Source organism: Bordetella petrii (genome assembly GCF_020991325.1).
Classification (GTDB): Bacteria; Pseudomonadota; Gammaproteobacteria; order Burkholderiales; family Burkholderiaceae_B; genus Bordetella_A; species Bordetella_A petrii_E.
On sequence record NZ_JAJMLX010000049.1, the window covers coordinates 1 to 22436 of the forward strand.

Sequence of the window (22436 nt, forward strand, 5' to 3'; positions counted from 1 at the left end):
GCATCCTGGCGCGCGCGGCCTGGCTGCGCGCCCGCTGGTTCACCGCCAGCGGGCGCTGCATGGGGCCCTGGCCGTCCAGGGCCGGCCAGGGGCCCAGCGCGGCCTGGGGCAGCAAGTCCTTGTCGCGCAAGGCGTACAGCGGGCCCTCGTCGGGATGCTGCCGCCGCGACAGCACGGTTTCGTAATAGGCCTGCGCCTGCCGCTGCCCCCCGGCTTCCAGGGCCGGCATGGCCAGCGCGATGTCGGCCCCATCGTCCTCGGCCACGTCCGTGGCGCCGTGATACATCAGGAGCACGCGTTCGCGGTCGGGAAAGAACCACGCCGTGGTCAGCGCCAGCGGCACCTCTTCCAACCCTTCATGATGTTCGCGCTGCACGAAGCAGCGCGCGCGCCAGTCGGGCAATGCGCCCTGCAGGCAGACGCGGTCCGGATGCATATGCCAGATTTCATACTCGGTGCCTGGCGCCAGTTCGGACTGCCGGGGCCACCACTGGTCGGGCGGCGCGGCGTTGAAAAAATGCGGGTCCAGGTTGTCGGGCAGCCCCCGCGATCCGTCCTGCAGCCACTCGGGGCTGTACTCGCCCGCGCGCTGGAAGCGGCAGGGCCACATAGGCGACACCGGACCGAAGCCTGCTGGAACGGCCTGCTGCCCCGGACGCACCATGCGCCCCTGCATGGGCTCGATATTGGGCAGCCGACGGGTGCGCACGCCGTTGATCAGTTCTTCATCCACACCCCGGCCATGCGGGTTGTCGGCATACGACGGGCCGCCGTAGGCGTGGGCCCAGTCCAGCGGCATCGTGTCGAAGGGTTGCGGCTCGGTGGCGCGGCCGTCCAGCCAGTAGCGGTCGCCGAACACCATCAGGCTCTTGCGCAAATCGCCCACCCGCACCTGCACCGCGCAAGTGCCGGGCCGCTGCGATGCGGCGGGATACGCGCAGCCGCTGACCAGGAACTCGGCGCACGGCTTGGGTATGCCCAGATCCAGGATGCCATCGTTGTCCAGGACATCGCCCAGCAGTTGCCACATATCGGCTTCGGGCTGCAGCAGGGGTTGCGGGGCCAGGCTGGCCAGGGCAAACACGCCCAGGCCCAGCCTCTGCCGGCGGCGCAGCCGGTAAGGCCGGCTCATCAGGCTCAGGCGCAGGGGCTTGATTATCTTCATTCCGGATACTGCGGCGGTTATTTGTTCCGCCAGGTGGCGGAGATTTCCGTGGGACTCAGTTCCCTGTCCACCGCCAGGCGCGAAGGATGGTTCACGTCGTAGCGCACATGGATCTGCTTGCCGGGCATGAACGCCGACAGCAGCTCGCGGTCGATATACACCTTCAGGTCGGCGCGCTGCTCGCGGCCGGTGGCGTCGGCATAGCGCAAGCCCAGCTTCATGGGCACGGCAAAGGGTTCGCCGCCCGGCTGGCGATCCAGGGCCAACACCTCCGCCGTGGCCAACTGCCCGGTGGTTGCCAGGCGCTTGGCCAGCGACCGTTCGTCTTCATACGGGCGCGCCGCGTCGCGCACGATCATGGCAACGAAGGCAATGAAGGCCAGCGTGGCCACCGTGCCTATCACCCACCACACCGCATTTCCCATGCTGTCTTGCCACCTTCAGGTGAAAAGATTGACGATGCGCGAGATCACCGCCGCCCCGCCCGTCTTGATCTGCACGCCTATGCCCTTGATCTGCGTGCCCGACCCGCCCAGTTCAAAGCCGTTGTCGCCGTTCTTGAATACCGCCAGGTCCAGCTTCACCGCCGAGAACTGCGAGTTGATGCCGTATATCTGCTGGCGCGCGCCCCAGACATCCAGCGATGCGCCCACCACCATCAGGCGCGCGGGCGTGCCGCGCATGAAATTGCCTGTCCAGAATGCCTGCTTGGCGCCGCTTACCGTCCAGCTGGGGGTATTCACTGTCATGCTGGTGTCGGCATTGACCGTGATAGGGTCGGTGACTTTCTCGGTGAACGACCCGTTGATCGTGTGCGATACCGTGCCGGTGATGGTGGATGTCTGGTCGCCCGTCAGCGTGTGTTCGTGGGCGGCCGTGATGGTCTGCGTGTACTGCCCGCCGCCCGTGATGGTTTGCTTGACATCGCCTTCGACGGTTTCGTCCTGGATGGTTTTGACCAGGCGCTTCTCGCCGTCGTTCAGGGTCTCGTCGAACAGGCCCGTCACCTTGCGGATTTCGCCGGCGGCCAGGATGGTGGTTTGCAGGCCGTTGTCGAAATCCTCTTTCATCAGGCCATCCACCACGTGCATGGTGCGCGCGCCCTTCACTGTGTAGGTTTCCGCGGCCTTCAGGTCGACGGTGCGGTCCTGCTTCACCCACAGGTGATCCGTGCCGTGCACATGGATGTCGCGCGACCCCAGGATGGTGGTGGTGTCGTCCTTGCCGATGGTGGTGGTGCGAAAGCCATCGGTGGTATGGGTTTCATCGTTTTCCACCTCGGTGCACAGTTCGCGTTCGGCATGCAGCCAGATGCGTTCGCTGCCGGGCTTGTCTTCGAACATGAAGGCGTTGGCGGTGCCGGGCGTGCCGTCCTTGCTGCGGCTGAGAAAGCCGCTTTGCGTGGCGTTGCCCGGCAGGTCCCAGGGCGGCATGTTGCTGGCGTTGTACACCCGGCCGATCACGATGGGGCGATCCGGGTGGCCGCCGATGAAGTCGATGATGACCTCGTCATTCACGCGCGGCAACTGAATGCCGCCGAAACCGCCGCCGGCCCAGGGGCTGGACACCCGCACCCAGCACGAGCTGTTCTCGTTCTTCTGGCCGTAGCGGTCCCAGTGGAACTGCACCTTGATGCGGCCGAAGCTGTCCGTCCAGATCTGTTCACCCGTCTTGCCCACCACGCGCGCGGTCTGCGGACCATGCGTGTGGGGAATGGGCGTAACGCGTGGAGCCCGGAATGGCGTGCTGGAAGGCAGCACGGTGAAGCCCACGTCGAAAATGGCGGCATCCAGGCCGCTGGCCTCGCCCGCTTCCTGGATGCGGTAGCTGGCCGACACGATCAGGTATTCGCGGTTCTCGGCCTGGCGGGGATGGTTGCGCAGCGTGTACAGATACCCGGGCGCCATGCCGTGCACATTGCAGGCGCCATTGATCTGTTCCTGCCGGCACTGCAGTTCTTCCAGCCGCACGCGGGTGTAGTGCTCGGCATCGGCGGGGTTGGTGTAGCCGCCCTGCCATTCATACATTTCCAGGTCGCCGTGCTCGTAGTCGCCCGGGTTGTTGCGGCGGGCCTGCAGGTCGGCCGACGGTGTCTGGAAATGATAGTCGGACGTCGCGAAGGCGCCCGGGGTGATCTGCTCGGCGATTTCCCAGCTGGAAATGTATTCCTGCTGCGGCACGCTGACACGGTCCGGCCCATAGTAGGGAATGGTGTCGTAGCCGGGGCAGGTTTCGTGCTGCGTGATATCGTCGGTCAGCACCAGTGTGTGCTGCTCGGTGTCGTGGCGGAACCAGTAGTAGATGCCTTCGTGCTCCATCAGGCGGCTGATGAAGGCGAAGTCGGTTTCCTGGTACTGCACGCAATATTCCCAGTTTCGGTAACTGCCCGCCAGCTTGAACTCCACCGGGAAAGGATAGTCGGCCAGCACTTCGCGGATGACGTCCGGCACGTTCTTGTTCTGGAAGATCTTGCTGTCGGAGGTTTGCGTCAGGTACCACAGCCAGGGGCGCACCGTGGCGCGGTAGCGGTACAGGCGCGATGTGGGCCCTTCCCGGCCGGCCAGCTTGCAGCGGGTGATGTGGCCGGTCAGGTAGCGGATGCCGCCGGCGGCCTCGATGTCCAGGGTCAGCGGCTTGCCCAGCAACTGCTTCATGTCCAGCGAGTGCGACGGCGACACCAGGTCCACTTCCAGCTCGTACAGCTGCGACAGCGCTTCGTGCCCCACCATGCCGCGGAACGCCAGCATTTCCGGCGGCAAGGGCGTGCGGGCGACGACGGTGCGTGGCTGTAGCGAAATGACGTTGTCCATGTCTGCGTTCCGTGGTTCCGTTGCGGCAATCAGGCAGCCGCGTACGGCCCCGCGACGATCCTAGGCAGGCCGGATGACGCCAATACTTCAGTTCATTGGAAACGTAACAGTGCCGCCGGGTAGCGGCGTTACAGAATTTTCGGACACATACAACTATGGCCGCATCATGACAGCGGCCCCGGGGCTCAGCGCCTCGTGCCCGCCGGCGCATGCTCGGCCACCGCCTGCCGCAAGCAGGCCATGGCGGCATCCACCGCGGCGGGCAGAAACGCCTCGCGCCGCCAGTACATGGCCACCGACCCAAAGCCCGACAGGCGCAGCGGCACGATGCGCATGGCGTTCATCTGCGAGAAGCGCAGGGCCGCGCGATGCGAGGCCACGCCGATCATGTCGCTGTTGTTGATGAGGGTGAGGTTGACCGTGACCGAGTTCGATTCCACCGCATCTGCCGGCGCGGACAAGCCCACGGCTTCCAGCGCGGTGTCCAGCGCGTTGCGGATGGGCGTGCCCTTGGGCCACAGAATCCAGCGGTACGCCTGCACATCGGCCCATTGCGGCGCCGTCCTGGCGAACACGGGATGGCGCGGCCGCGCCACCAGGTGCACGGGTTCCAGGTACAGGGCCTCGGACTGCACGGCGGGGTCGTGGTGCTCGGGCGCGTAGCGGCCCACCACGATGTCCAGGTCGCCCTGCGCAAGCTGGGCCAGCAGAAGGTCGGTGGTGCCTTCTACCAGCTTGACGCGCGCCTGCGGCATCCTGTCGAGCAGGCGGATGACCGCCAGCGGCACGGTGTCGGACGCCGAGGCACCCGAGGCTCCGATGACCACGCGCCCGCCGCCGCCTTCGCGCAAGGCCGCCATGTCGCCGCTGGCCCGGTCCAGTTGTGCGTCGATGCGCTGGGCATGGGCGATCATGGCCTCGCCATAGGGCGTGGGCCGCAGGCCGCGCGCGTGGCGCTCGAACAGCGGCAGCCCGATGTCTTCTTCCAGGTCTTTCAGCCACTTCGACAGGCCAGGCTGCGTGGTGTTCAGCATGGCGGCCGAATGGCTGATGTTGCGGGTCTGAGCCAGGCTGAGCAGCATTTTCAGATTGCGCAGCCGCAGGCGGTGGGTCCAGTCCATGAGTCTCCTGCCATATGCTTTTTTATATGGTTAATAAGATTAATTCATTTTTATTGGCATACCTGGCCCATCATAATCGTTAAAACAGAACACATGCCACGGGCGGGCCGCCAGGGCCCACCCTTACGGAGACAACCATGTCCGACGGCTCTATCAACGCCGACGCGCGCGCGGCCTATTACGCCCGCATCGCCAGGAAACACATGGCGCCGCTGTGGGAATCGCTGCACAACCTGGTGCCCCGCCAACCCGCATCGCGCTGCTTGCCCGCCATCTGGAAATACGGCGACGTGCGGGCCGACGTGCTGGAATCCGGTTCGCTGATCAGCGCCGAAGAGGCCGTGCGCCGGGTGCTGATCCTGGAAAATCCCGGCCTGCCCGGGCAAGCCAGCATCACGCAAACCCTGTACGCCGGCCTGCAGCTGATTCTGCCCGGCGAGATCGCCCCCAGCCACCGGCACACGCAGTCGGCGCTGCGCTTCATCGTGGAAGGGCGCGGCGCGTACACCGCCGTGAACGGCGAACGCACCACCATGCACCCCGGCGACTTCATCATCACGCCGTCCTGGACGTGGCACGACCACGGCAACCTGGAAGCCACCGACGGCGGCGAGCCGGTGATCTGGCTGGACGGGCTGGACATTCCGCTGCTGCGCTTCCTGGATGCGGGCTTTGCCGAAAACTATCCAGCCGCCACCCAGCCCGTCAGCCGCCCGGAAGGCGACAGTTCGGCGCGCTTCGGCCACAACATGCTGCCGGTGCGCTACCAGCCCGCCGGCGGTTCCTCGCCCATTTTCAACTACCCCTATGAACGCAGCCGCGACGCGCTGGACCAGTTGTACCGCCACGGCGAACTGGACGCCTGGGACGGCGTGAAGCTGCGCTACGTGAATCCGGCCACCGGCGGGTACCCCATGCCGACCATGGCCACGTTCATGCAGTTCCTGCCCGCGGGCTTCCAGGGCAAGACGTACCGCGGCACCGACTCCACCGTGTACAGCGTGGTGGAAGGCCGCGGCACCGCGCGCATCGGCGACCAGCAATACGAGTTCGGCCCGCGCGATGTGTTCGTGGCGCCGTCGTGGCTGCCCGTGCAGCTGGGCGCGCTGGAAGACGCCATTCTGTTCAGCTATTCCGACCGGCCCGTGCAGGCCGCCCTGGGCCTGTGGCGCGAATCGCGCGAAGGCTGACCCGTTCGTCCACCCTGCCACACCGAAGGTTTATTCATGTCCTATGTCTTTTCTCCCGCCGAGCCCGCCGCCATCCCGGTGGCCGGCAGCCAGGACCGCTATCCCGTACGCCGCGTGTACTGTGTGGGCCGCAACTACGCCGCGCATGCGCGCGAAATGGGCTTCGATCCCGACCGCGAACCGCCGTTCTTTTTCTGCAAGCCGGCCGATGCAGTGATTCCCGCCGGGACCGGCGCCACGCTGGAAATTCCCTACCCGCCCGAGACCGCCAACTACCATTACGAGATCGAGCTGGTGGCGGCCATAGGCAAGGGCGGCGCCAACATCGCCGTGGAGCAGGCGCTGGACCATGTGTGGGGCTATGCCGTGGGCCTGGACATGACTCGCCGCGACCTGCAAATGAAAATGCGCGAGGCCGGCCGCCCGTGGGAACTGGGCAAGGCCTTCGACTACAGCGCGCCGATCTCGCCGCTGCACCGCGCGGACCAGGCGGGCGATATGTCCCGGGCCGGGATCTGGTTGCAAGTCAACGGCCAGGACAAGCAACGCAGCGATACATCCAAACTGATCTGGTCGGTGGCCGAGACCATCGCCTATTTGTCGAAGTACTTCCGCCTGGAGCCGGGCGACCTGATCTACACCGGCACGCCCGAAGGCGTGGGCCCTGTCAAGGCGGGCGACCTGATGGAGGGCGGCGTGGAAGGACTGGATACCTTGAGTGTGCGGGTGGTGTAGACCATGAAGCCGGATACGGAAGTCGTCATCATCGGGGCCGGCGTCGGCGGCCTGGTTCTGGCGCTCAGCCTGCACCAGGCCGGCATCTCCTGCCGTGTATATGAAGCCGTTGCGGAAATCCGTCCGCTGGGCGTGGGCATCAATCTGCTGCCGCACGCCGCGCGTGAGCTCGACGAGCTGGGCCTGCTGCCGGTGCTGGATGCGCTGGGCGTGCATACCCAGGAATCAATTTTCTTTACCCGCCACGGCCAGCTCATCTACAGCGAACCGGCGGGCAAGGCGGCGGGGTACGACTGGCCTCAGTATTCGATTCATCGCGGCGACCTGCAGATGGCGCTGCTGGGCGCCGTGCGCGAACGCCTGGGCGCCGGCAGCGTCGTCACCGGCAGCCGCTGCGTGCGGGTCGAGCAGGATGACGACGGCGTCACCGTGCACCTGGCGCGTGCCACGGGCGAGGCACTGCCACCCGTGCGAGGGGCCGTCGCCGTGGCTTGCGACGGTATTCATTCGGCGATCCGCAAGCAGTTCTATCCCGACGAAGGCGCGCCGCGCTATTCCGGGGTGAACATGTGGCGCGGCGTCACCCGGCACAAACCTTTTCTCAGCGGCGCCAGCATGGTGCGGGCGGGCTGGCTGGCCAGCGGCAAGATGGTCATTTATCCGATACGCGATGCCATCGATGCCGATGGCAACCAGTTGGTGAACTGGGTGGCGGAAATCGAATCGCCCGTGCCGGCCCAGCGCGACTGGAACCGCGCCGGGCGCCTTGAAGACTTCTACCCCGCGTTCGCCGACTGGCAGTTCGACTGGCTGGATGTGGCGGCATTGATCCGCAATGCCGACTCCATACTGGAATACCCGATGGTGGACCAGGACCCGTTGCCTACCTGGACGCGCGGCCGCGTCACCCTGCTGGGCGATGCCGCCCACCCGATGGTGCCGCGCGGTTCCAACGGCGCGGGCCAGGCGGTGATAGACGCGCGCTTCCTGGCGGGCCGGCTGAAGCACCTGGGCGTGGGCTCTGCCGCCCTGCAGGCATACGACCGGGTGCGTGTCGAAGCCACGACGCGCGTGGTGCTGACCAATCGCAGCAACCCGCCCGATGCCATTCTGCGCGAAGTATATGAACGTTCGGGTGACCGTCCCTACCAGAACATCGAAGACGTGATAGGCCGGCAAGAGCTGGAAGCGATTTCCAACCGCTACAAGCAAGTGGCCGGCTTCGACCCCGCCACGTTGAAGGCACGGGCGTCTTTTTTGTAGGGCGGTGTCAGACACACAAGGTGTCTGACACCCTATAAGAAGTGAAGAGGAGACAATCATGAACACCCTGCTGCGCATCCTGGGCGCGCTGGCTTTATCGTTGGCCTGCGCGGCCAGCCAGGCCGCCTGGCCAGAGCGCCCTGTCACGCTGATCGTGCCCTTCACGCCGGGCACGGGCATCGACCTGATCGCGCGCCAACTGGCCGCGCAACTGCCGCAATCGCTGGGCCAGCCCGTGGTGGTGGAAAACCTGGCGGGCGCCAGCGGCAACATCGGTACCGAGAAAGCCGCGCGCGCCCAGCCCGATGGCTACACCTTTCTGGTTACCGTCAACACGCTGGTCATGAACAGCAGCCTGTACAAAGGCAAGCTGAAATTCGACCCATTGAAGGACTTCACGCCCATCGGGCAGACATCATGGGGTTCGCTGCTACTGGTCACGCACCCGTCGAATCCAGCCAGTACCGTGGCGGACGTGGCCAAGGCCGCGCAGGCAGCGCCGGGCAAACTGACCTATGGCACGCCCGGCGTGGGCACGCCGCACCATCTGTCGATGGCGCTGTTCCTGGACCGCATCCAGGCCAGCATGCTGCATGTGCCCTACAAGGGCACGGCCGGTGCCGTGACAGACATGCTGGGCGGGCGGCTGGACTATATGTTCCTGCCGGTGCACGTGGCGCTGCCGCAAGTGCAGGCCGGCAAGCTGAAAGTCATTGCCACCGGCAGCCCCCGGCGGCTGCCCCAGCTTCCCGACGTGCCCACGCTGACGGAAGCAGGCCTGCAAGGCGCCGACGTGGACATGTGGTACGGCGTGCTAGCCCCCAGCGGCACCCCGGCCGAAATCGTCCAGCGCATGAACCGGGACATCAACCTCGTCCTGCAAGACCCTGCCACCGCCAAGGCCTTCGATGCGCAAGGCATGGTGCCGGCCACGTCCACGCCGGCCGGGTTCGGCGAACTGATCGCCAAGGACGCCAAGCGCTGGGACGACATCATTACGCGCACCGGCATCAGCGCCGACTGACTCTCTTTCTTTCACCGCCACCGACCCTTATGCAACTGCACAGCTTCTTCAATAGTTCCACCTCTTACCGCGTGCGCATCGCCCTGGGGCTGAAGGGCCTGCCCTACGACTATGCGCCGGTGAATATCCGCAAGCTGGAGCACCGCGCCGACGGCTATGTGGCGCGCAACCCGTCGGCCAATGTGCCGCTGCTGGAAGACGGCCGGATGGCGCTGGGACAGTCGCTGGCCATCATCGATTACCTGGATGCCATGTATCCCGACCCGCGCCTGATCCCGGACGGCACGGCGCAGCGCGCGCGAGTGCTGGAACTGTCGTGCGCCATCGCCTGCGACATCCACCCGCTGAACAACCTGCGCATCCTGCGCTACCTGCAAGACGTACTGGGTGTAACGGACGAACAGAAGTCGGCCTGGTACCAGCATTGGATCCGCGAGGGCATGGCCACCGTGGAAGCACTGCTGGCGCGGCACGGCGACGGCCCTTACTGCTTTGGTGCGGCGCCCACGCTGGCCGACTGCTGCCTGGTGCCGCAGATTGCCAATGCGCAGCGCATGGGCTGCGACCTGTCGCCCTATCCGCGCGCCATGAACGTGTACGCGCACTGCATCGAACAACCCGCATTCGAGGCCGCGGCACCGCGGCGCCAGCCGGATTTTTCCGGCTAGCTAGCCGGTATATCCCCGGAGGAAGACATGAGTACCGAAACCGAACCCGATCCCGCGTCCGCGCCGCTGCGCAAGTACGACGACCCCGCCTACCGCCCGCTGTGCGCCAACCTGGGGGACGTGCGCCGGCATATCGACTGGCTGGACGACGAGATCGTGCGCCTGATTGCCCAGCGCGCCATGTATGTGAAAGATGCCGCGCGCTTCAAGCGCGATGCATTCCAGGTCAGCGCGCCCGCGCGCCAGGCCGAGGTATTCGCGCGGGCGCGGGCACTGGCCCGCCGCCATGACCAGGGATTCGAGAACCTGGAAGATGTGGTCGAGGCGACATACCGGGCCATGGTGTCGGCCTTCATCGCCAACGAGCAGCACTACTTCAAGAAAATGACACCCACAGGAGACTGAACATGCATGACATCACCCCCCACCGCTGGCGGCGCCAGCTTTTCAGCGCGCTGCTGGTTGTAATGCCCTTGGCCGCCGCGCATGGCGCGGATTGGCCCGCCCAGCCCCTGAAACTGATCGTGCCTTTCGGCGCGGGCTCCAGCCCCGACCAGGTGGCGCGCGTGGTGGGCGAGAAGGCAGGCAGCCTGCTGGGCCAGCCCATCGTGGTAGAGAACAAGCCTGGCGCCAGCGGCAATATCGGCACCTACGCCATCGCCAGCGCCAAGCCCGATGGCTATACCTTCGGCGTGTCCATCACCGGCCCCATGGTGAACAACACCGTGCTGTTCGACAAACTGCCCTACGACCCCTTCAAGGACCTGTCGGCGCTGACGCTGGGCGTGCACCAGCCCAACGTGCTGGTGGTGCCTGCCAAGTCGGGCATACAGGATATCCAGGGCCTGCTCGATGCACTGAAGAAGAATCCGGACCAGTACAACTTTCCCTCGCCCGGGGCCGGCACCGTGTCGCATCTTTCGGTGGAACTGATGTTGCAGCGCATAGGCGCCAAGGCCGTGCATGTGCCCTACCCGTCGTCGCCGGCGGCGCTGACGTCGGTGATCGCCGGCGACACGCAGTTCGCGGCGCTGCCGCCCATTGCCGTGATGCCCATGGTGAAAGACGGTCGCCTGAAGGCGCTGGCGGTCACCTCGTCGAAGCGTTCCGCGCTGCTGCCCGATATTCCCACGCTGGCCGAAGTGGGCGTGCCCGGCATCGAGGGATCGGCCTGGATAGGCTTTGTCGTATCGTCCAAGGTGCCGGCCGATATCCAGAAGAAGCTGTCCGACGCGTTGATCCAGTCATTGCACGACCCGGCCGTGCAGAAGCGGCTGCAAGCACAGTACATGGAGCCAGTGGGCAACAGCCCGGCGGAATTCCGCGCCTATATGGACGACGAGCTCAAGCGCTGGGAACCGCTGATCAAACAATTGGGCATCAAGGCCCAATGACGCAAGCCAAGGAGAAAGCGATGTACGTTACCCAAGCACCCCGCCAGGTTCCGGTGCATGGCGAATACGATGTGGCCGTGCTGGGCGGCGGCCCGGCAGGCCTGCTGGCCGCCGCCAGCGCCGCGCGCAACGGCGCCAGCGTGCTGCTGGTGGAACGTTATGGTTTCCTGGGCGGCATGGGCACGGCCGCCGGCGTATCGAACTTTTGCGGCTTGCACGCCAATGTGCACGGCGATATCCGGCAAGTGGTGCACGGCATGACCGATGAACTGCTGGACCGCATGCGTGCCATGGATGGCCTGAACGACCCGCACCTTATCCTGGGCAAGATCCACGCCCAGGCCTACGACATTTCCGCCTTCAAGTGCGCGGCCGACGGCCTGCTGCGCGACATCGGCGCGCAGATGCTGTTCCATGCGCTGGCCACCGGCGTGACGCTCGGCGACGACGGCGCGGTGCAGGCCTTGCTGCTGGAAACGAAGTCCGGGCCGCGCGCGGTGCGCGCCCGCGTTTTCATCGATTGCTCGGGCGACGCCGACATCGCCCAATGGGCCGGCCTGCCGTTCGAAAAAGGCGATGGCCAGGGCCACATGATGTATCCCACCCTGATGTTCAAGGTGGGCAACGTCGACGGCAAGCGGGCGCGCGAGGCCTGGAAGATCATTCCCCAGTTGATGGACGAAGCCGAGGCCAGCGGCGATTTCAAATTCCCCCGGCGTGGGGCCATTGTCCGGCCGCAGAAACACGATTACGAATGGCGCGTGAACGTCACCCAGTTGAGCAACCCCGACGGCTCGGCCGCCGACGGCACGGACGCGCTGTCGCTATCGGCGGGTGAACTCGAAGGACGGCGCCAGATAGTGGATTACCTGGCGTTCCTGCGCGCGCGGGTGCCCGGCTTTGAACAGGCTTACGTGCTGGACATTGCCCCGCAACTGGGTATACGCGAGACACGGCGCATCGTGGCCGAATACATGGTCAGCCGCGAAGATGTATTGGGCTGCGCCGATTTCCCCGACAGTATCGGCGTGAATGGCTGGCCGCTGGAGATCCACGTGGCGGGCGATGTGCAATGGGTATGGCCGCCCATTCCGGAATCGCGCGGCTACAACCAGCTGCCGCTGCGCATGATCATGCCCAGGCACTCGCCGGGCGCGGCGCGCAATGTGCTGGTGGCGGGCCGCTGCGCCGGCATGACGCACGAAGGCCAGTCGGCCGCGCGGGTCAGCGGCAGTTGCTTCGTCATGGGCGAAGCCGCCGGCACGGTGGCCGCCATGGCGGTAGGTGGCGACACGGCGCCCGGCCAGGTGCCAGTTGCGGACCTGCAAGCACAGTTGCGCCGCCAGGGCGCGTTCCTGGGAGACGAAACATGAGCAGCACTCGCGCGAGCCCGTCGGCCATCGTGGTGGGTGGCGGCATCGGCGGCCTGGCCGCGGCCCTGGCGCTGACACGGCAAGGCATTGCCGTGCAGTTGCTGGAACAAGCCAGCCACATCGGCGAAATCGGCGCCGGCATCCAGCTGGGCCCCAATGCCTTCGCGGCCCTGGACGCGCTGGGCGTGGGCCAGACGGCGCGCGGCCGTGCGGTACTCACCGACCACATCATCATGATGGATGCGGTGGATGCCCGGGAAGTGGTGCGCATCGACACCGGCGCGGCCTTCCGCGCGCGCTTCGGCGGCCCGTATGCGGTCATCCATCGCGCCGACATCCACCTGTCCATCCTGGAAGCCGTGCAACGCGATCCGTTGATCCGCTTCCGCACGTCCACGCAGATCGCCGACGTGCGCCAGGACGGCGCGCAGGTCGAGGTGGTGGACACGCAGGGCGAACGCTACCGGGCCGATGCGGTGATCGGCTGCGACGGCGTCAAGTCGGTGATACGCGAACGCATGGTGGGCGACCCCGCCCGCGTCACCGGCCACGTGGTGTACCGCGCCGTGGTGGAACGCGACAACATGCCCGAAGAACTGCGCATCAATGCCCCGGTGCTGTGGGCGGGCCCGCGCTGCCACCTGGTGCACTACCCCTTGCGCGGCGGCCAGCAGTACAACCTGGTGGTTACTTTCCACAGCCGCGAGCAGGAAGAATGGGGCGTGCGCGATGGCAGCAAGGCAGAGGTGCTGAGCTACTTCCAGGGCGTGCACCCGCGCCCGCACCAGATGCTGGACCGCCCCACGTCCTGGCGGCGCTGGGCCACGGCCGACCGCGAACCGGTGGAACACTGGGGCCAGGGAAGAATCACCCTGCTGGGCGATGCGGCGCATCCCATGACCCAGTACATGGCGCAGGGGGCCTGCATGGCGCTGGAAGACGCCGCCACGCTGGGCGAGGCCGTCAAGTGCCGCGGCGGCGACCTGGAAGCCGCTTTCCGGCTGTATGAATCGGCACGCATCCCGCGCAGCGCGCGCGTGGTGTGGTCAACCCGCGAAATGGGCCGCATCTACCACGCGCAGGGCGTGGAACGGCAGGTACGCAACAGCTTGTGGGCAGGCAAGACGCAAGCGCAGTTCTACGATGCGCTGCAGTGGCTGTATGGGTGGCAGGTGGAAAACTGCCTGGGGCAAAGCTGATCCTGGCAGGCAGCTGATTTCTGTGTCTGCCCCATGGCGCTACCTTGCGCCGTGGCGAGTGCGGGCGCTGCAGGTGTCTGGCACCCTGACGGGAGCCAGACACCCGCCGGCCGCCGCGGGATCAGTTCAGGCTGGCGCCCGACAGCTTGACGATTTCCTGGTACTTGTCTTTTTCGTTCTTCACGAATTTGGCGAAAGCTTCGGCGCTCATGGGCTGGGCTTCCGAACCCATGGCCAGCAGGCGCTGGCGCACGTCGGGCTGGCCCATGGCATCGGCGTAGGCCTTGTTCAGCTTGGCCACCACGTCGGCCGGCACGCCGCCGGTGGTAAACACGCCGAACCAGGTGCCCAGGTCGAAACCCTTGACGCCGGACTCGTCCATGGTGGGCACGTCCGCCAGCAGCGACGAGCGCTTCAGGGTGGTAACCGCCAGGGCCTTGACCTTGCCGTCCTTGATCAGCGGCGCCGAAGCGGCCAGGTTGTCGAACATGAAGTCCGACTGGCCGCCCAGCAGGGCCAACTGCGCGGGCGAGGCGCCCTGGTAGGGCACGTGTACCGCGTCGATGCCGGCGCGCGCTTTCAGCAGCTCGCCCGCCAGGTGGCCGGCGCTGCCATTGCCGCCCGAACCGTAGTTCAGCCGGCCCGGATTCTTCTTGGCGTAGTCGATCAGGTCGGCCACCGAATTGATGTTGTTCTTCTGGGCGAATTCGACGTTCATGACCAGCACATTGGGCACGGCCGCCACGATGGTGACGGGCTCGAAGTCCTTGATGGGGTCGTACGGCAGGTTGGCGAACAGCCAGGGGTTGATGGCGTGCGTGGCTACCGCGCCCATGCCCAGCGTGTAGCCGTCGGGCGCCGCCTTGGCCACCAGATCGGCGCCGATATTGCCGCCGGCACCCGAACGGTTCTCGACGATGATGGGCTGACCCAGCGACTCGCGCACCTTTTCGGCCAGCAGGCGGGCGGTGGAATCCAGCGGGCCGCCGGGCGGGTAAGGCACCACGAAACGCAGCGGCTTGGTGGGAAAATCGGCGGCCTGGGCGGCGGCGGGCGCCACCCAGCCCAGCGTGGCGGCCACCGCCACGGCGCCGCGCAGCAGGGCGCGGCGGGTGGAAGAAATGGGGAAAAACTGCGAATTGCGCATTGTTGTGGTCTCCGATATTGGCTTCTGTGCGGCCCGTAGCATACTCCAGCACGCCGGAACGACCGTTCCGAACAGCGGCCGGTATGCCTCCCAGCTCTGCCGATGGGGCTGGATCGCTCCGGGCTTTCTCGCGCTGGCGCACGAGCCAGCAAAAACAAACTTCACTTTGAAATAATTAGTAGCATAACTTAATATCTTGCAGGCATGATGATGGCGCACTGAAAGGTAAGGTGCAAAAACGCTTCCCTATCGGCCTTTATGAATATTCTGTACACCAATTTCCACGCCGGCCCCGACATCGGCGGGCACACCGTTTACGTGTCGCGCCTGGCCACCGGCCTGGCCAAGCGGTTCCGCATCGGGGTGGCCGCGCCCGCCACCAGTGCGCTATACGCGCTGGCCGAGCGCATGCCCAATGTCACGGCACACGCCCAGGACTACCCTTCCCGCATCCACAAACTGCCTGCGGCGCTGCGCAGCATGCGCGCGCTGCTGAAGGCCGGGCGCTACGACGTGGTGCACGTGAACGGCTCGGCCGACCACAGGCTGGTCACCCTGGCGCGCGCCCTGAGCCGGAACAAGCCGCGCATCGTCTTCACCAAACACAACAACATTCCTATTTCGCGCGGCAGCGCCAGGCTGCGCGCCAGCCTGGGCACCGATCATGTCATTGCCGTGTGCAGGCATGTCGAGCAGCAGGTGCGCGCCAGCCCCTACGGCCGCTGCGGCGTCACCACGGTGTTCAACGGCGTGGACACGGCTTACTTCACGCCCCTGGGCGATGCTGAGGCGGCCGCGCAGCGGCAGGCGCTGCTGGGCGAACGCGCCCGGGGCAGGATCGTGCTGGGCAGCAACGCGGGCACGGCCTCGTACAAGTCGTGGCTGGACATCGTGCGCGCCGTGGCCCTGCTGCCGGCCGAGTTGGCAGACCGTTTCCATATCGCCATCGCGGGCGAGAAGTTCAGCGCGTCGCAACAGGCCGAACTGGACGCGCTGGACATGAATGGCCGCCTGACGCACGTGGGCTCGCTCAAGGATGTGCGGCCGTTTATCTCCACCATCGACGTGGGGTTCGTGCTGTCCACCCGGGTAGAGACCATTTCGTTCGCGTGCCGGGAAATGATGTCCATGGGCAAGCCGGTAATCGTGACCGACTATGCGGGACTGCCGGAAAACATCGACGCCGGCCGCGACGGCTGGGTGGTGCCGCCGGCGGACCCCCAGGCGTTGTCGGAACTGCTGCGCGCGATTGCTCAGGGCGGGCACGACCTGCGCCAGATGGGCCAGGCCGCGCGCGACAAGAGCCAGGCCTCGTTCGGGCTGGAACCTTTCCTGGAAGGAACGGCCAATGTGTACCGCGCGGTAACGGCGCAGGCGGCGTAGACACGGCGCGCTTCGGTGTCTGGCTCCCTGACGGGAGCAGGACGCCTGGCAGTGCCGGCGCAAACTCGCCGCGGCGGCTACGGTAGTGCAATGGTGTCTGGCTCCCGCCAGGGTGCCAGACACCGCCCGCGTCAGTGCAGGATCTGGCTCAGGAACAGCTTGGTGCGCTCGTTCTGCGGGTTGTCGAAGAACTCGTCCGGACTGTTCTGTTCGATGATCTCGCCGCGGTCCATGAAAATGACGCGGTTGGCCACCTTGCGCGCGAAGCCCATTTCGTGCGTGACGCACAGCATGGTCATGCCGCTTTCCTGGGCCAGCGTCACCATCACGTCCAGCACTTCCTTCACCATTTCCGGGTCCAGCGCCGACGTGGGCTCGTCGAACAGCATGATCTTCGGGCTCATGCACAACGACCGCGCGATGGCCACGCGCTGCTGCTGACCGCCCGACAACTGGCCGGGATACTTGTTGGCCTGCTCGGGAATGCGCACGCGTTCCAGGTACTTCATGGCGGCAGCCTCGGCCTCGGCGCGCGGCTTCTTCAGCACCCAGGTGGGCCCCAGCGTCAGGTTCTCCAGCACCGTCAGGTGCGGGAAAAGATTGAAATGCTGGAACACCATGCCGACATCGCGGCGGATGGTCTCGATCTGCTTCAGGTCGTTGGTCAGCTCGGTGCCATCGACAATGATCTGGCCCTGCTGGTGCTCTTCCAGGCGGTTGATGCAGCGGATCATGGTCGACTTGCCCGACCCCGACGGGCCGCACACCACGATGCGCTCGCCGGGCGCCACGTCCAGGTTGATGTTGCGCAGCACGTGGAACTGCCCGTACCACTTGTTCACGTTCTGCATGCGGATGATGGCATCGCTCATGCCTGTACTCCCATAAGGTTCGCCCGCCCGGCCCGCCAGAGGCGGGGCCGGGCCCGGCAACTATCGTTGGTGTCCGGTTGCCAGGCGCTTTTCCAGGCGCTGGCTGTATTTCGACATCGAAAAGCAGAACACGAAGTAGATCAGCGAAATGAAGACATAGGCCTCGACCCCGAAGCCGCGCCAGGCGGCGTCCGACAACGCGGCCTTGGCAGCCAGCGTCAGGTCGAAAATGCCGATGATCACCACCAGCGACGTGTCCTTGAACAAGGCGATGAAAATGCTGACCAGCGGCGGGATCACAATGCGCAGCGCCTGCGGCAAGATGATCTTGCGCATCTGCTGCCAGTAGTTCAGGCCCAGCGAATCGGCGCCTTCATACTGCCCCTTGGGAATGGCCTGCAGGCCGCCCCGCACGGTTTCGGCGATATAGGCCGCGGCGAACATGATGATGGCGATCTGCGCGCGCAGCAGCTTGTCGATGGTGAAACCCACCGGCAGGAACAGCGGCAGCATCACCGACGACATGAACAGCAGGCTGATCAGCGGCACGCCCCGGATCAGCTCGATGTACACCACGCACAGCGCCTTGATGGCGGGCATTTTCGATTTACGGCCCAGCGCCAGCAGCACCCCCAGCGGAAATGCGAAGGCAATGCCGAACGTCGACAGGATCAGCGTCAGCGGCAGGCCGCCCCATTGCGAATTCTCGACATAGGCCAGGCCCAGTATGCCGCCCCACATCAGCACCGCCACGGCGGTCAGGCCCGCTACCCAGATCAGGGCCAGCTTCATGTTCCAGAAACGGCGCAGGCCGCTGCACACGATGACCGCCAGCAGGATGACCGTGGCGATCAAAGGCCGCCATTGCTCATCGTAAGGGTAGGTGCCGAACAGGATCAGGCGATGCTTCTCGGCGATGAAGGCCCAGCAGGCGCCGGCCGCCTTGCGGCATTCCTGGGCGGTGGCCGACGTGAAGTCGGCCTGCAGGAAGGCCCAGTCCAGCAACGCGGGCACCGCCATGATCAGCAGCCAGGCCACCAGCACCGTGGCCAGGATGCTCAGCGGCGACGAAAACAGGCGCTCTTTCAGCCAGGGCCAAACGCCGACCTGGCTGCGCGGCGGAGGCAGGCCTTCGCTGGGGATAGGCGTAGTCGTGCTCATATCAACGCTCCACCAGCGCGATGCGCTTGTTGTACCAGTTCATGAATACGGAAATCGACAGGCTGACGGTCAGGTAGGCCGCCATGATGATCAGGATGCCCTCGATGGCCTGGCCTGTCTGGTTCATGGTGGTATTGACCACCGATACGATGTCGGGGTAGCCGATGGCCACGGCCAGCGAACTGTTCTTGGTCAGGTTCAGGTACTGGCTGGTCATGGGGGGAATGATCACCCGCAGCGCCTGCGGCAGCACCACCAGGCGCAGGATGCGCGAGCGGCGCAGGCCCAGCGAGCCGGCCGCCTCCCACTGCCCCTGGTTCACGGCCTGGATGCCGGAACGCACCACCTCGGCGATGAAGGCCGAGGTGTAGATCACCAGGCCGGCCAACAAGGCGGCGAACTCCGGCGACAGCGTCAGGCCGCCGCTGAAGTTGAAACCCTTGAGCACGGGCATGTCCAGCGCCAGCGAGGCGCCGCCCGCCAGCCAGCCCAGGATGGGCAGGCCGATGAACAGGCCCAGCGCCACCCGGCCCAGCGGAAACACCCGGCCCGTGGTTTCCTGGCGCTTCTTGCCCCAGTGCGCAGCCACGATGGTGCCGATGATGGCCAGCGCCAGGCCGCCCAGGATCCAGTCCAGCGAGTTCCCTTCCAGGCTGGGCACCTTCAGGCCCCGGTTGGAAATGAAGACGCCAGGCATGGGGTTGGCCGCCTGCCGGGGGCTGGGCATGTTCTCGGTGATGAGCGCGTACCAGAAGAACAGCTGCAGCAGCAGCGGCACGTTGCGCATGACCTCGACGTACACCGAGCACACCTTGGCCATCAGCCAGTTCTTGGACAGCCGGCCCACGCCGATCAGGGTGCCCAGGATGGTGGCCAGGATGATGCCCAGCACCGCGGCGCGCAGCGTGTTCAGGATGCCGATGAAGATGGCGCGGCCGTAGGTATCGGCCGGCGAATACTGGATGGGCATTTCGCCGATGGCGAAGCCGGCCTCGCGCCCCAGGAAGTCGAAGCCGGTGGAAATATTGCGTACTGCCAGATTGTGCAGCGTGTTTGAAACCAGGAACCACACGGCCAGTGCGACCACGGCCAGCGCGACGACCTGATATACCACGGCGCGCACGCCGGGATCGTTCCAGCTGAGGCGCCGCTTGGGCGCCGCCACCGGGACTGATTGCTTGCTTGTCGTCATGGGATGAATCTACAGAAGTCGGATAGGAATGGCCGGATGATCCAGCCACCTTTGCTCCTGCCGCCCGCGCAGGGCGGGCACGGCAAGGCGGGGAAGCCCGCCTTGCCCGGCAGCGGCGCTTAGCGCACCGGCCAGCCGTACATCAAACCACCGTCCTTGTATGAGGCATTCAGGCCGCGCTCGAGCTTCATGGCGCTGTCTTTGCCCAGCGTCCGCTCGAAGCTTTCACCGTAGTTGCCCACTTGCTTGATGATGTTGTAGGCCCACTTGTCGTCCACGCCCAGGTTCTTGCCCATGCCCGGCGTCACGCCCAGGATGCGCTGGATGTTGGGGTTGGAAGCCTTGGCCATTTCGTCCACGTTCTTCGACGTAATGCCGTATTCCTCGGCCTCGAGCATGGCGTTGAGCGTCCAGCGCACGACGTTGAACCACTGTTCATCGCCCTGGCGCACCATGGGGCCCAGCGGTTCTTTCGAGAAATCTTCCGGCAGGATGACGAAATTGTCGGGGTTCTCGAGCGTGGTGCGCGTCGAGGCCAACTGCGACTTGTCGGTGGTGAAGGCGTCGCAGCGCCCGGCCGAGAAGGCGCGGATGATTTCGTCGTATTTGTCGATCACCACCGGCTTGAATTCGATTTTCTGGCCACGGAACCAGTCGGCCAGATTCAATTCGGTGGTGGTGCCCGGCTGCACGCAGATGGTGGCGCCGTTCAGTTCCTTGGCGCTCTTCAGGCCCAGTTCTTTGGATACCATCACGCCCTGGCTGTCGTAATAGTTGACGCCGGCACCGATCAGGCCCAGGGTGGTGTCGCGGGTCAGGGTCTGGGTGGTGTTGCGGGTCAGCACATCGACTTCGCCCGACTGCAGCGCGGTAAAGCGTTGCTGGGTGTTCAGCGGCGTCACCTTGAACTTGGTGGCGTCATTGAACATGGTGGCGGCAATGGCGCGGCACATGTCCACGTCGATGCCTTGCCACTGTCCCTTGCTGTCCGCGATAGAGAACCCGGGAATACCGGTAGACACGCCGCACTGGACAAAGCCTTTCTTCTTGACGCTGTCGAAGGTGGCGCCAGCGTGTGCCGCCGAAGACGCTGCGAAGAGTGCGGCGGCAACGGCGGCTAATTTCAGTGCTTTCATTTTTGATCTCCTGTGGGAAGTCTCGGATGCAATGGGCTGCTGCATCAGGCATCGCCGGGATGGTAGCGGCTGGGGATATTCGGGGACATGGGGGAAATCCCTTGACGCATTAACGGAAAAAAAGGGACGGAAAATTTTGGAACCATCCCGCGGATCGCCCCGGAGTACTATTGCTGCTTCATTCCTACCAGCCGCCATGATCGAATTTCAGCACGTCTTCAAATCGTATGGGCGCGGCCGCAATATCCTGGCCGACATCAACTTCCGGGTCAGTCCCGGCGAGTTCATCTTTGTGTCAGGCGCCTCGGGCGCGGGCAAGTCAACCCTGCTGAAACTGATAGGCGGGCTGGAACCTCCCAGCCGCGGTTCGATCCAGGTCAACGGGCAACGGCTGGACAAGCTGCCATCGCGCGCCAGACCCTACCTGCGGCGCGCCGTGGGCGTCATCCTGCAGGACACGCACCTGCTGTTCGACCGCAGCGCCCTGCAGAACGTGCTGCTGCCGCTGGCCGTTACCGGCCAGGCCCCCGCGTCGGCCAGCGGCCGGGCGCGCGCCGCGCTGGACAAAGTGGGCCTGAACGGCAAGGAAGACATGAACCCCATTGAATTGTCCGGCGGCGAACAACAGCGCCTGGCCATTGCGCGCGCCATCGTCAACCGGCCCGCCATCCTGATTGCCGACGAACCCACGGCCAACCTGGACCACGACACGGCGCAACGCATCCTGAATGTGTTCCGGGATTTCAACCGCGTGGGCGTCACCACGCTGATTGCTTCGCACGACGAAGCCCTGATGGCGCAATACGCCACGCGCACGCTGCGGCTCGAGCCCGGCAAGTTCCACGATTCGGGAGCCTCCGCATGAGATCCTGGCTGCGGCAGCATCACTACGCCCTGACAGTCACTCTGCGCCGCCTGGCGGCGCAGCCCTTTTCATCGCTGGCCAATTTGCTGGTCATGGCGCTGGCGCTGGCCCTGCCGCTGCTGGGCGCCGCGATCCTGGTGTCGGCCCAGCCCGTGGCGCGCCAGGTATCGGTCACCCCGGAAGTCACGCTGTTCCTGCAGACGACGGCGCCCGAAGGCGCCGCGGCGGCCATCGCGCAACGCATCCGCGACGAATACGCCGGCCAGGTTCAGGCCGTGCGGGTGGTGCCGCGCGATGAAGCGCTGGCGTCGCTGCGCAACGATCCCACCTGGGACGAAGCCCTGGCCGTGCTGCCCGGCAACCCCCTGCCCGACGCGGTGGTCACATCCCTGACCGAAGGCGAGCAACTGGCCGAACGCGCCGACAAATTGGCCCAGGCCTGGCAACAATGGGAACACGTGGACCTGGTCCAGCTGGATAGCGCCTGGGTGCAGCGGCTGGAGGCCATTCTGCGCTTTGCGCGCGTGGGGCTGATCTTCCTGGCCGCCTGCGTGGCGGCAGTGGTGCTGGCCACCGTATTCAACACCGTGCGCATGCAGGCCATGCTGCAGCGGGAAGAAATCGCGGTGGCGCGCCTGGTGGGCGCCACCGAATCGTTCGTGCGCCGGCCCTTCCTGTACCTGGGCGCGCTGTCGGGCGCACTGGCGGCGCTGCTGGCCATCGCGGCGTCGGCGGCGG

At 65.6% G+C, this 22436-nt stretch carries 21 protein-coding genes; 12 read left to right on the forward strand and 9 right to left on the reverse strand.

Annotated elements, in window-relative coordinates; translation table 11 throughout:
• The 4 genes from LPZ50_RS07430 to LPZ50_RS07445 form a co-directional block, all read right to left on the reverse strand.
• Positions 1-1165 (reverse strand): DUF2169 family type VI secretion system accessory protein (locus LPZ50_RS07430; protein WP_230659362.1); only part of this gene is annotated, 1165 nt, incomplete at its 3' end.
• A 17-nt stretch (positions 1166-1182) separates the two neighbouring features.
• Positions 1183-1590, reverse strand: a complete 408-nt coding sequence (locus tag LPZ50_RS07435; protein WP_230659364.1) for a DUF3592 domain-containing protein — start codon at positions 1588-1590, stop codon at positions 1183-1185.
• Positions 1591-1605: 15 nt separating this feature from the next.
• Positions 1606-3975, reverse strand: a complete 2370-nt coding sequence (locus tag LPZ50_RS07440; RefSeq protein ID WP_230659366.1) for a type VI secretion system Vgr family protein — start codon at positions 3973-3975, stop codon at positions 1606-1608.
• Between the two features lie 185 nt (positions 3976-4160).
• Positions 4161-5096, reverse strand: a complete 936-nt coding sequence (locus LPZ50_RS07445) for a LysR substrate-binding domain-containing protein (RefSeq protein WP_230659369.1) — start codon at positions 5094-5096, stop codon at positions 4161-4163.
• A 137-nt stretch (positions 5097-5233) separates the two neighbouring features.
• Between LPZ50_RS07445 and gtdA the strand changes: the two genes are divergently transcribed.
• From gtdA to LPZ50_RS07490, 9 genes are read left to right on the forward strand one after another with little or no spacing between them, the layout of a single operon-like run.
• Positions 5234-6286 (forward strand): gentisate 1,2-dioxygenase, encoded by a 1053-nt coding sequence (gene gtdA / locus LPZ50_RS07450; protein ID WP_230659371.1) that lies wholly within the window; start codon positions 5234-5236, stop codon positions 6284-6286.
• Positions 6287-6322: 36 nt separating this feature from the next.
• Entirely contained in the window at positions 6323-7021 is a 699-nt protein-coding gene (locus LPZ50_RS07455; RefSeq protein ID WP_230659373.1) for a fumarylacetoacetate hydrolase family protein, read from the forward strand.
• A 3-nt stretch (positions 7022-7024) separates the two neighbouring features.
• The gene (locus tag LPZ50_RS07460) at positions 7025-8284 is read left to right on the forward strand and encodes a flavin-dependent oxidoreductase (RefSeq protein WP_230659375.1); all 1260 of its coding nucleotides are present in this window, start codon (positions 7025-7027) and stop codon (positions 8282-8284) included.
• Between the two features lie 58 nt (positions 8285-8342).
• A complete protein-coding gene (locus LPZ50_RS07465; RefSeq protein WP_230659377.1) occupies positions 8343-9308 on the forward strand; it encodes a tripartite tricarboxylate transporter substrate binding protein in 966 nt (321 codons plus the stop codon).
• A gap of 29 nt (positions 9309-9337) precedes the next feature.
• Complete coding sequence (gene maiA, locus LPZ50_RS07470) at positions 9338-9976, forward strand: maleylacetoacetate isomerase (protein WP_230659379.1); 639 nt, start codon at positions 9338-9340, stop codon at positions 9974-9976.
• A gap of 27 nt (positions 9977-10003) precedes the next feature.
• Positions 10004-10381: a chorismate mutase gene (locus LPZ50_RS07475; protein ID WP_230659382.1), complete on the forward strand. Its 378-nt coding sequence runs from the start codon at positions 10004-10006 to the stop codon at positions 10379-10381.
• 2 nt (positions 10382-10383) lie between these two features.
• A complete protein-coding gene (locus LPZ50_RS07480; RefSeq protein ID WP_230659384.1) occupies positions 10384-11370 on the forward strand; it encodes a Bug family tripartite tricarboxylate transporter substrate binding protein in 987 nt (328 codons plus the stop codon).
• 20 nt (positions 11371-11390) lie between these two features.
• Positions 11391-12743 (forward strand): FAD-dependent oxidoreductase, encoded by a 1353-nt coding sequence (locus LPZ50_RS07485; RefSeq protein ID WP_230659386.1) that lies wholly within the window; start codon positions 11391-11393, stop codon positions 12741-12743.
• Positions 12740-13942 carry a 3-hydroxybenzoate 6-monooxygenase gene (locus tag LPZ50_RS07490; RefSeq protein WP_230659388.1) on the forward strand — a complete coding sequence of 401 codons (1203 nt, stop codon included), beginning with the start codon at positions 12740-12742 and terminating at the stop codon, positions 13940-13942. The genes LPZ50_RS07485 and LPZ50_RS07490 overlap by 4 nt, the downstream gene beginning before the upstream one ends.
• Positions 13943-14063: 121 nt before the next feature.
• On the opposite strand, the gene LPZ50_RS07495 is transcribed toward LPZ50_RS07490, so the two are convergent.
• Positions 14064-15089 (reverse strand): Bug family tripartite tricarboxylate transporter substrate binding protein, encoded by a 1026-nt coding sequence (locus LPZ50_RS07495; RefSeq protein ID WP_230659390.1) that lies wholly within the window; start codon positions 15087-15089, stop codon positions 14064-14066.
• Between the two features lie 258 nt (positions 15090-15347).
• On the opposite strand from LPZ50_RS07495, the gene LPZ50_RS07500 reads away from it, so the two are divergent.
• The gene (locus LPZ50_RS07500) at positions 15348-16472 is read left to right on the forward strand and encodes a glycosyltransferase family 4 protein (RefSeq protein WP_230659392.1); all 1125 of its coding nucleotides are present in this window, start codon (positions 15348-15350) and stop codon (positions 16470-16472) included.
• 131 nt (positions 16473-16603) lie between these two features.
• Here LPZ50_RS07500 and LPZ50_RS07505 read toward each other — a convergent pair whose 3' ends face one another.
• The 4 genes from LPZ50_RS07505 to LPZ50_RS07520 form a co-directional block, all read right to left on the reverse strand.
• Positions 16604-17344, reverse strand: coding sequence for an amino acid ABC transporter ATP-binding protein (locus tag LPZ50_RS07505; protein WP_230659394.1), 741 nt, complete (start codon positions 17342-17344; stop codon positions 16604-16606).
• Positions 17345-17404: 60 nt separating this feature from the next.
• Positions 17405-18505 (reverse strand): amino acid ABC transporter permease, encoded by a 1101-nt coding sequence (locus LPZ50_RS07510; RefSeq protein WP_230659396.1) that lies wholly within the window; start codon positions 18503-18505, stop codon positions 17405-17407.
• Between the two features lies 1 nt (position 18506).
• Positions 18507-19697: an amino acid ABC transporter permease gene (locus LPZ50_RS07515; RefSeq protein ID WP_230659398.1), complete on the reverse strand. Its 1191-nt coding sequence runs from the start codon at positions 19695-19697 to the stop codon at positions 18507-18509.
• 119 nt (positions 19698-19816) lie between these two features.
• The gene (locus LPZ50_RS07520) at positions 19817-20833 is read right to left on the reverse strand and encodes an amino acid ABC transporter substrate-binding protein (protein WP_230659400.1); all 1017 of its coding nucleotides are present in this window, start codon (positions 20831-20833) and stop codon (positions 19817-19819) included.
• Positions 20834-21029: 196 nt separating this feature from the next.
• Here LPZ50_RS07520 and LPZ50_RS07525 point away from each other — a divergent pair, with 196 nt between their 5' ends.
• On the forward strand, positions 21030-21698 hold the full coding sequence (locus LPZ50_RS07525; protein ID WP_230659402.1) for a cell division ATP-binding protein FtsE: 669 nt from the start codon (positions 21030-21032) through the stop codon (positions 21696-21698).
• On the forward strand, positions 21695-22436 hold a 742-nt coding region (locus LPZ50_RS07530), incomplete at its 3' end, for a cell division protein FtsX (RefSeq protein ID WP_230659405.1). The genes LPZ50_RS07525 and LPZ50_RS07530, both read left to right, overlap by 4 nt.

Bases quoted from the DNA above. Each gene is read 5' to 3' on its own strand.
- LPZ50_RS07475 (WP_230659382.1), top strand. From the start codon at position 10,004: ATGAGTACCGAAACCGAACCCGATCCCGCGTCCGCGCCGCTGCGCAAG.
- LPZ50_RS07520 (WP_230659400.1), bottom strand. From the start codon at position 20,833: ATGAAAGCACTGAAATTAGCCGCCGTTGCCGCCGCACTCTTCGCAGCG.
- LPZ50_RS07455 (WP_230659373.1), top strand. From the start codon at position 6,323: ATGTCCTATGTCTTTTCTCCCGCCGAGCCCGCCGCCATCCCGGTGGCC.
- LPZ50_RS07525 (WP_230659402.1), top strand. From the start codon at position 21,030: ATGATCGAATTTCAGCACGTCTTCAAATCGTATGGGCGCGGCCGCAAT.
- LPZ50_RS07515 (WP_230659398.1), bottom strand. From the start codon at position 19,697: ATGACGACAAGCAAGCAATCAGTCCCGGTGGCGGCGCCCAAGCGGCGC.
- LPZ50_RS07510 (WP_230659396.1), bottom strand. From the start codon at position 18,505: ATGAGCACGACTACGCCTATCCCCAGCGAAGGCCTGCCTCCGCCGCGC.
- LPZ50_RS07440 (WP_230659366.1), bottom strand. From the start codon at position 3,975: ATGGACAACGTCATTTCGCTACAGCCACGCACCGTCGTCGCCCGCACG.
- LPZ50_RS07465 (WP_230659377.1), top strand. From the start codon at position 8,343: ATGAACACCCTGCTGCGCATCCTGGGCGCGCTGGCTTTATCGTTGGCC.
- LPZ50_RS07460 (WP_230659375.1), top strand. From the start codon at position 7,025: ATGAAGCCGGATACGGAAGTCGTCATCATCGGGGCCGGCGTCGGCGGC.
- LPZ50_RS07485 (WP_230659386.1), top strand. From the start codon at position 11,391: ATGTACGTTACCCAAGCACCCCGCCAGGTTCCGGTGCATGGCGAATAC.
- LPZ50_RS07505 (WP_230659394.1), bottom strand. From the start codon at position 17,344: ATGAGCGATGCCATCATCCGCATGCAGAACGTGAACAAGTGGTACGGG.
- maiA (WP_230659379.1), top strand. From the start codon at position 9,338: ATGCAACTGCACAGCTTCTTCAATAGTTCCACCTCTTACCGCGTGCGC.
- LPZ50_RS07490 (WP_230659388.1), top strand. From the start codon at position 12,740: ATGAGCAGCACTCGCGCGAGCCCGTCGGCCATCGTGGTGGGTGGCGGC.
- LPZ50_RS07495 (WP_230659390.1), bottom strand. From the start codon at position 15,089: ATGCGCAATTCGCAGTTTTTCCCCATTTCTTCCACCCGCCGCGCCCTG.
- LPZ50_RS07445 (WP_230659369.1), bottom strand. From the start codon at position 5,096: ATGGACTGGACCCACCGCCTGCGGCTGCGCAATCTGAAAATGCTGCTC.
- LPZ50_RS07435 (WP_230659364.1), bottom strand. From the start codon at position 1,590: ATGGGAAATGCGGTGTGGTGGGTGATAGGCACGGTGGCCACGCTGGCC.
- gtdA (WP_230659371.1), top strand. From the start codon at position 5,234: ATGTCCGACGGCTCTATCAACGCCGACGCGCGCGCGGCCTATTACGCC.
- LPZ50_RS07500 (WP_230659392.1), top strand. From the start codon at position 15,348: ATGAATATTCTGTACACCAATTTCCACGCCGGCCCCGACATCGGCGGG.
- LPZ50_RS07480 (WP_230659384.1), top strand. From the start codon at position 10,384: ATGCATGACATCACCCCCCACCGCTGGCGGCGCCAGCTTTTCAGCGCG.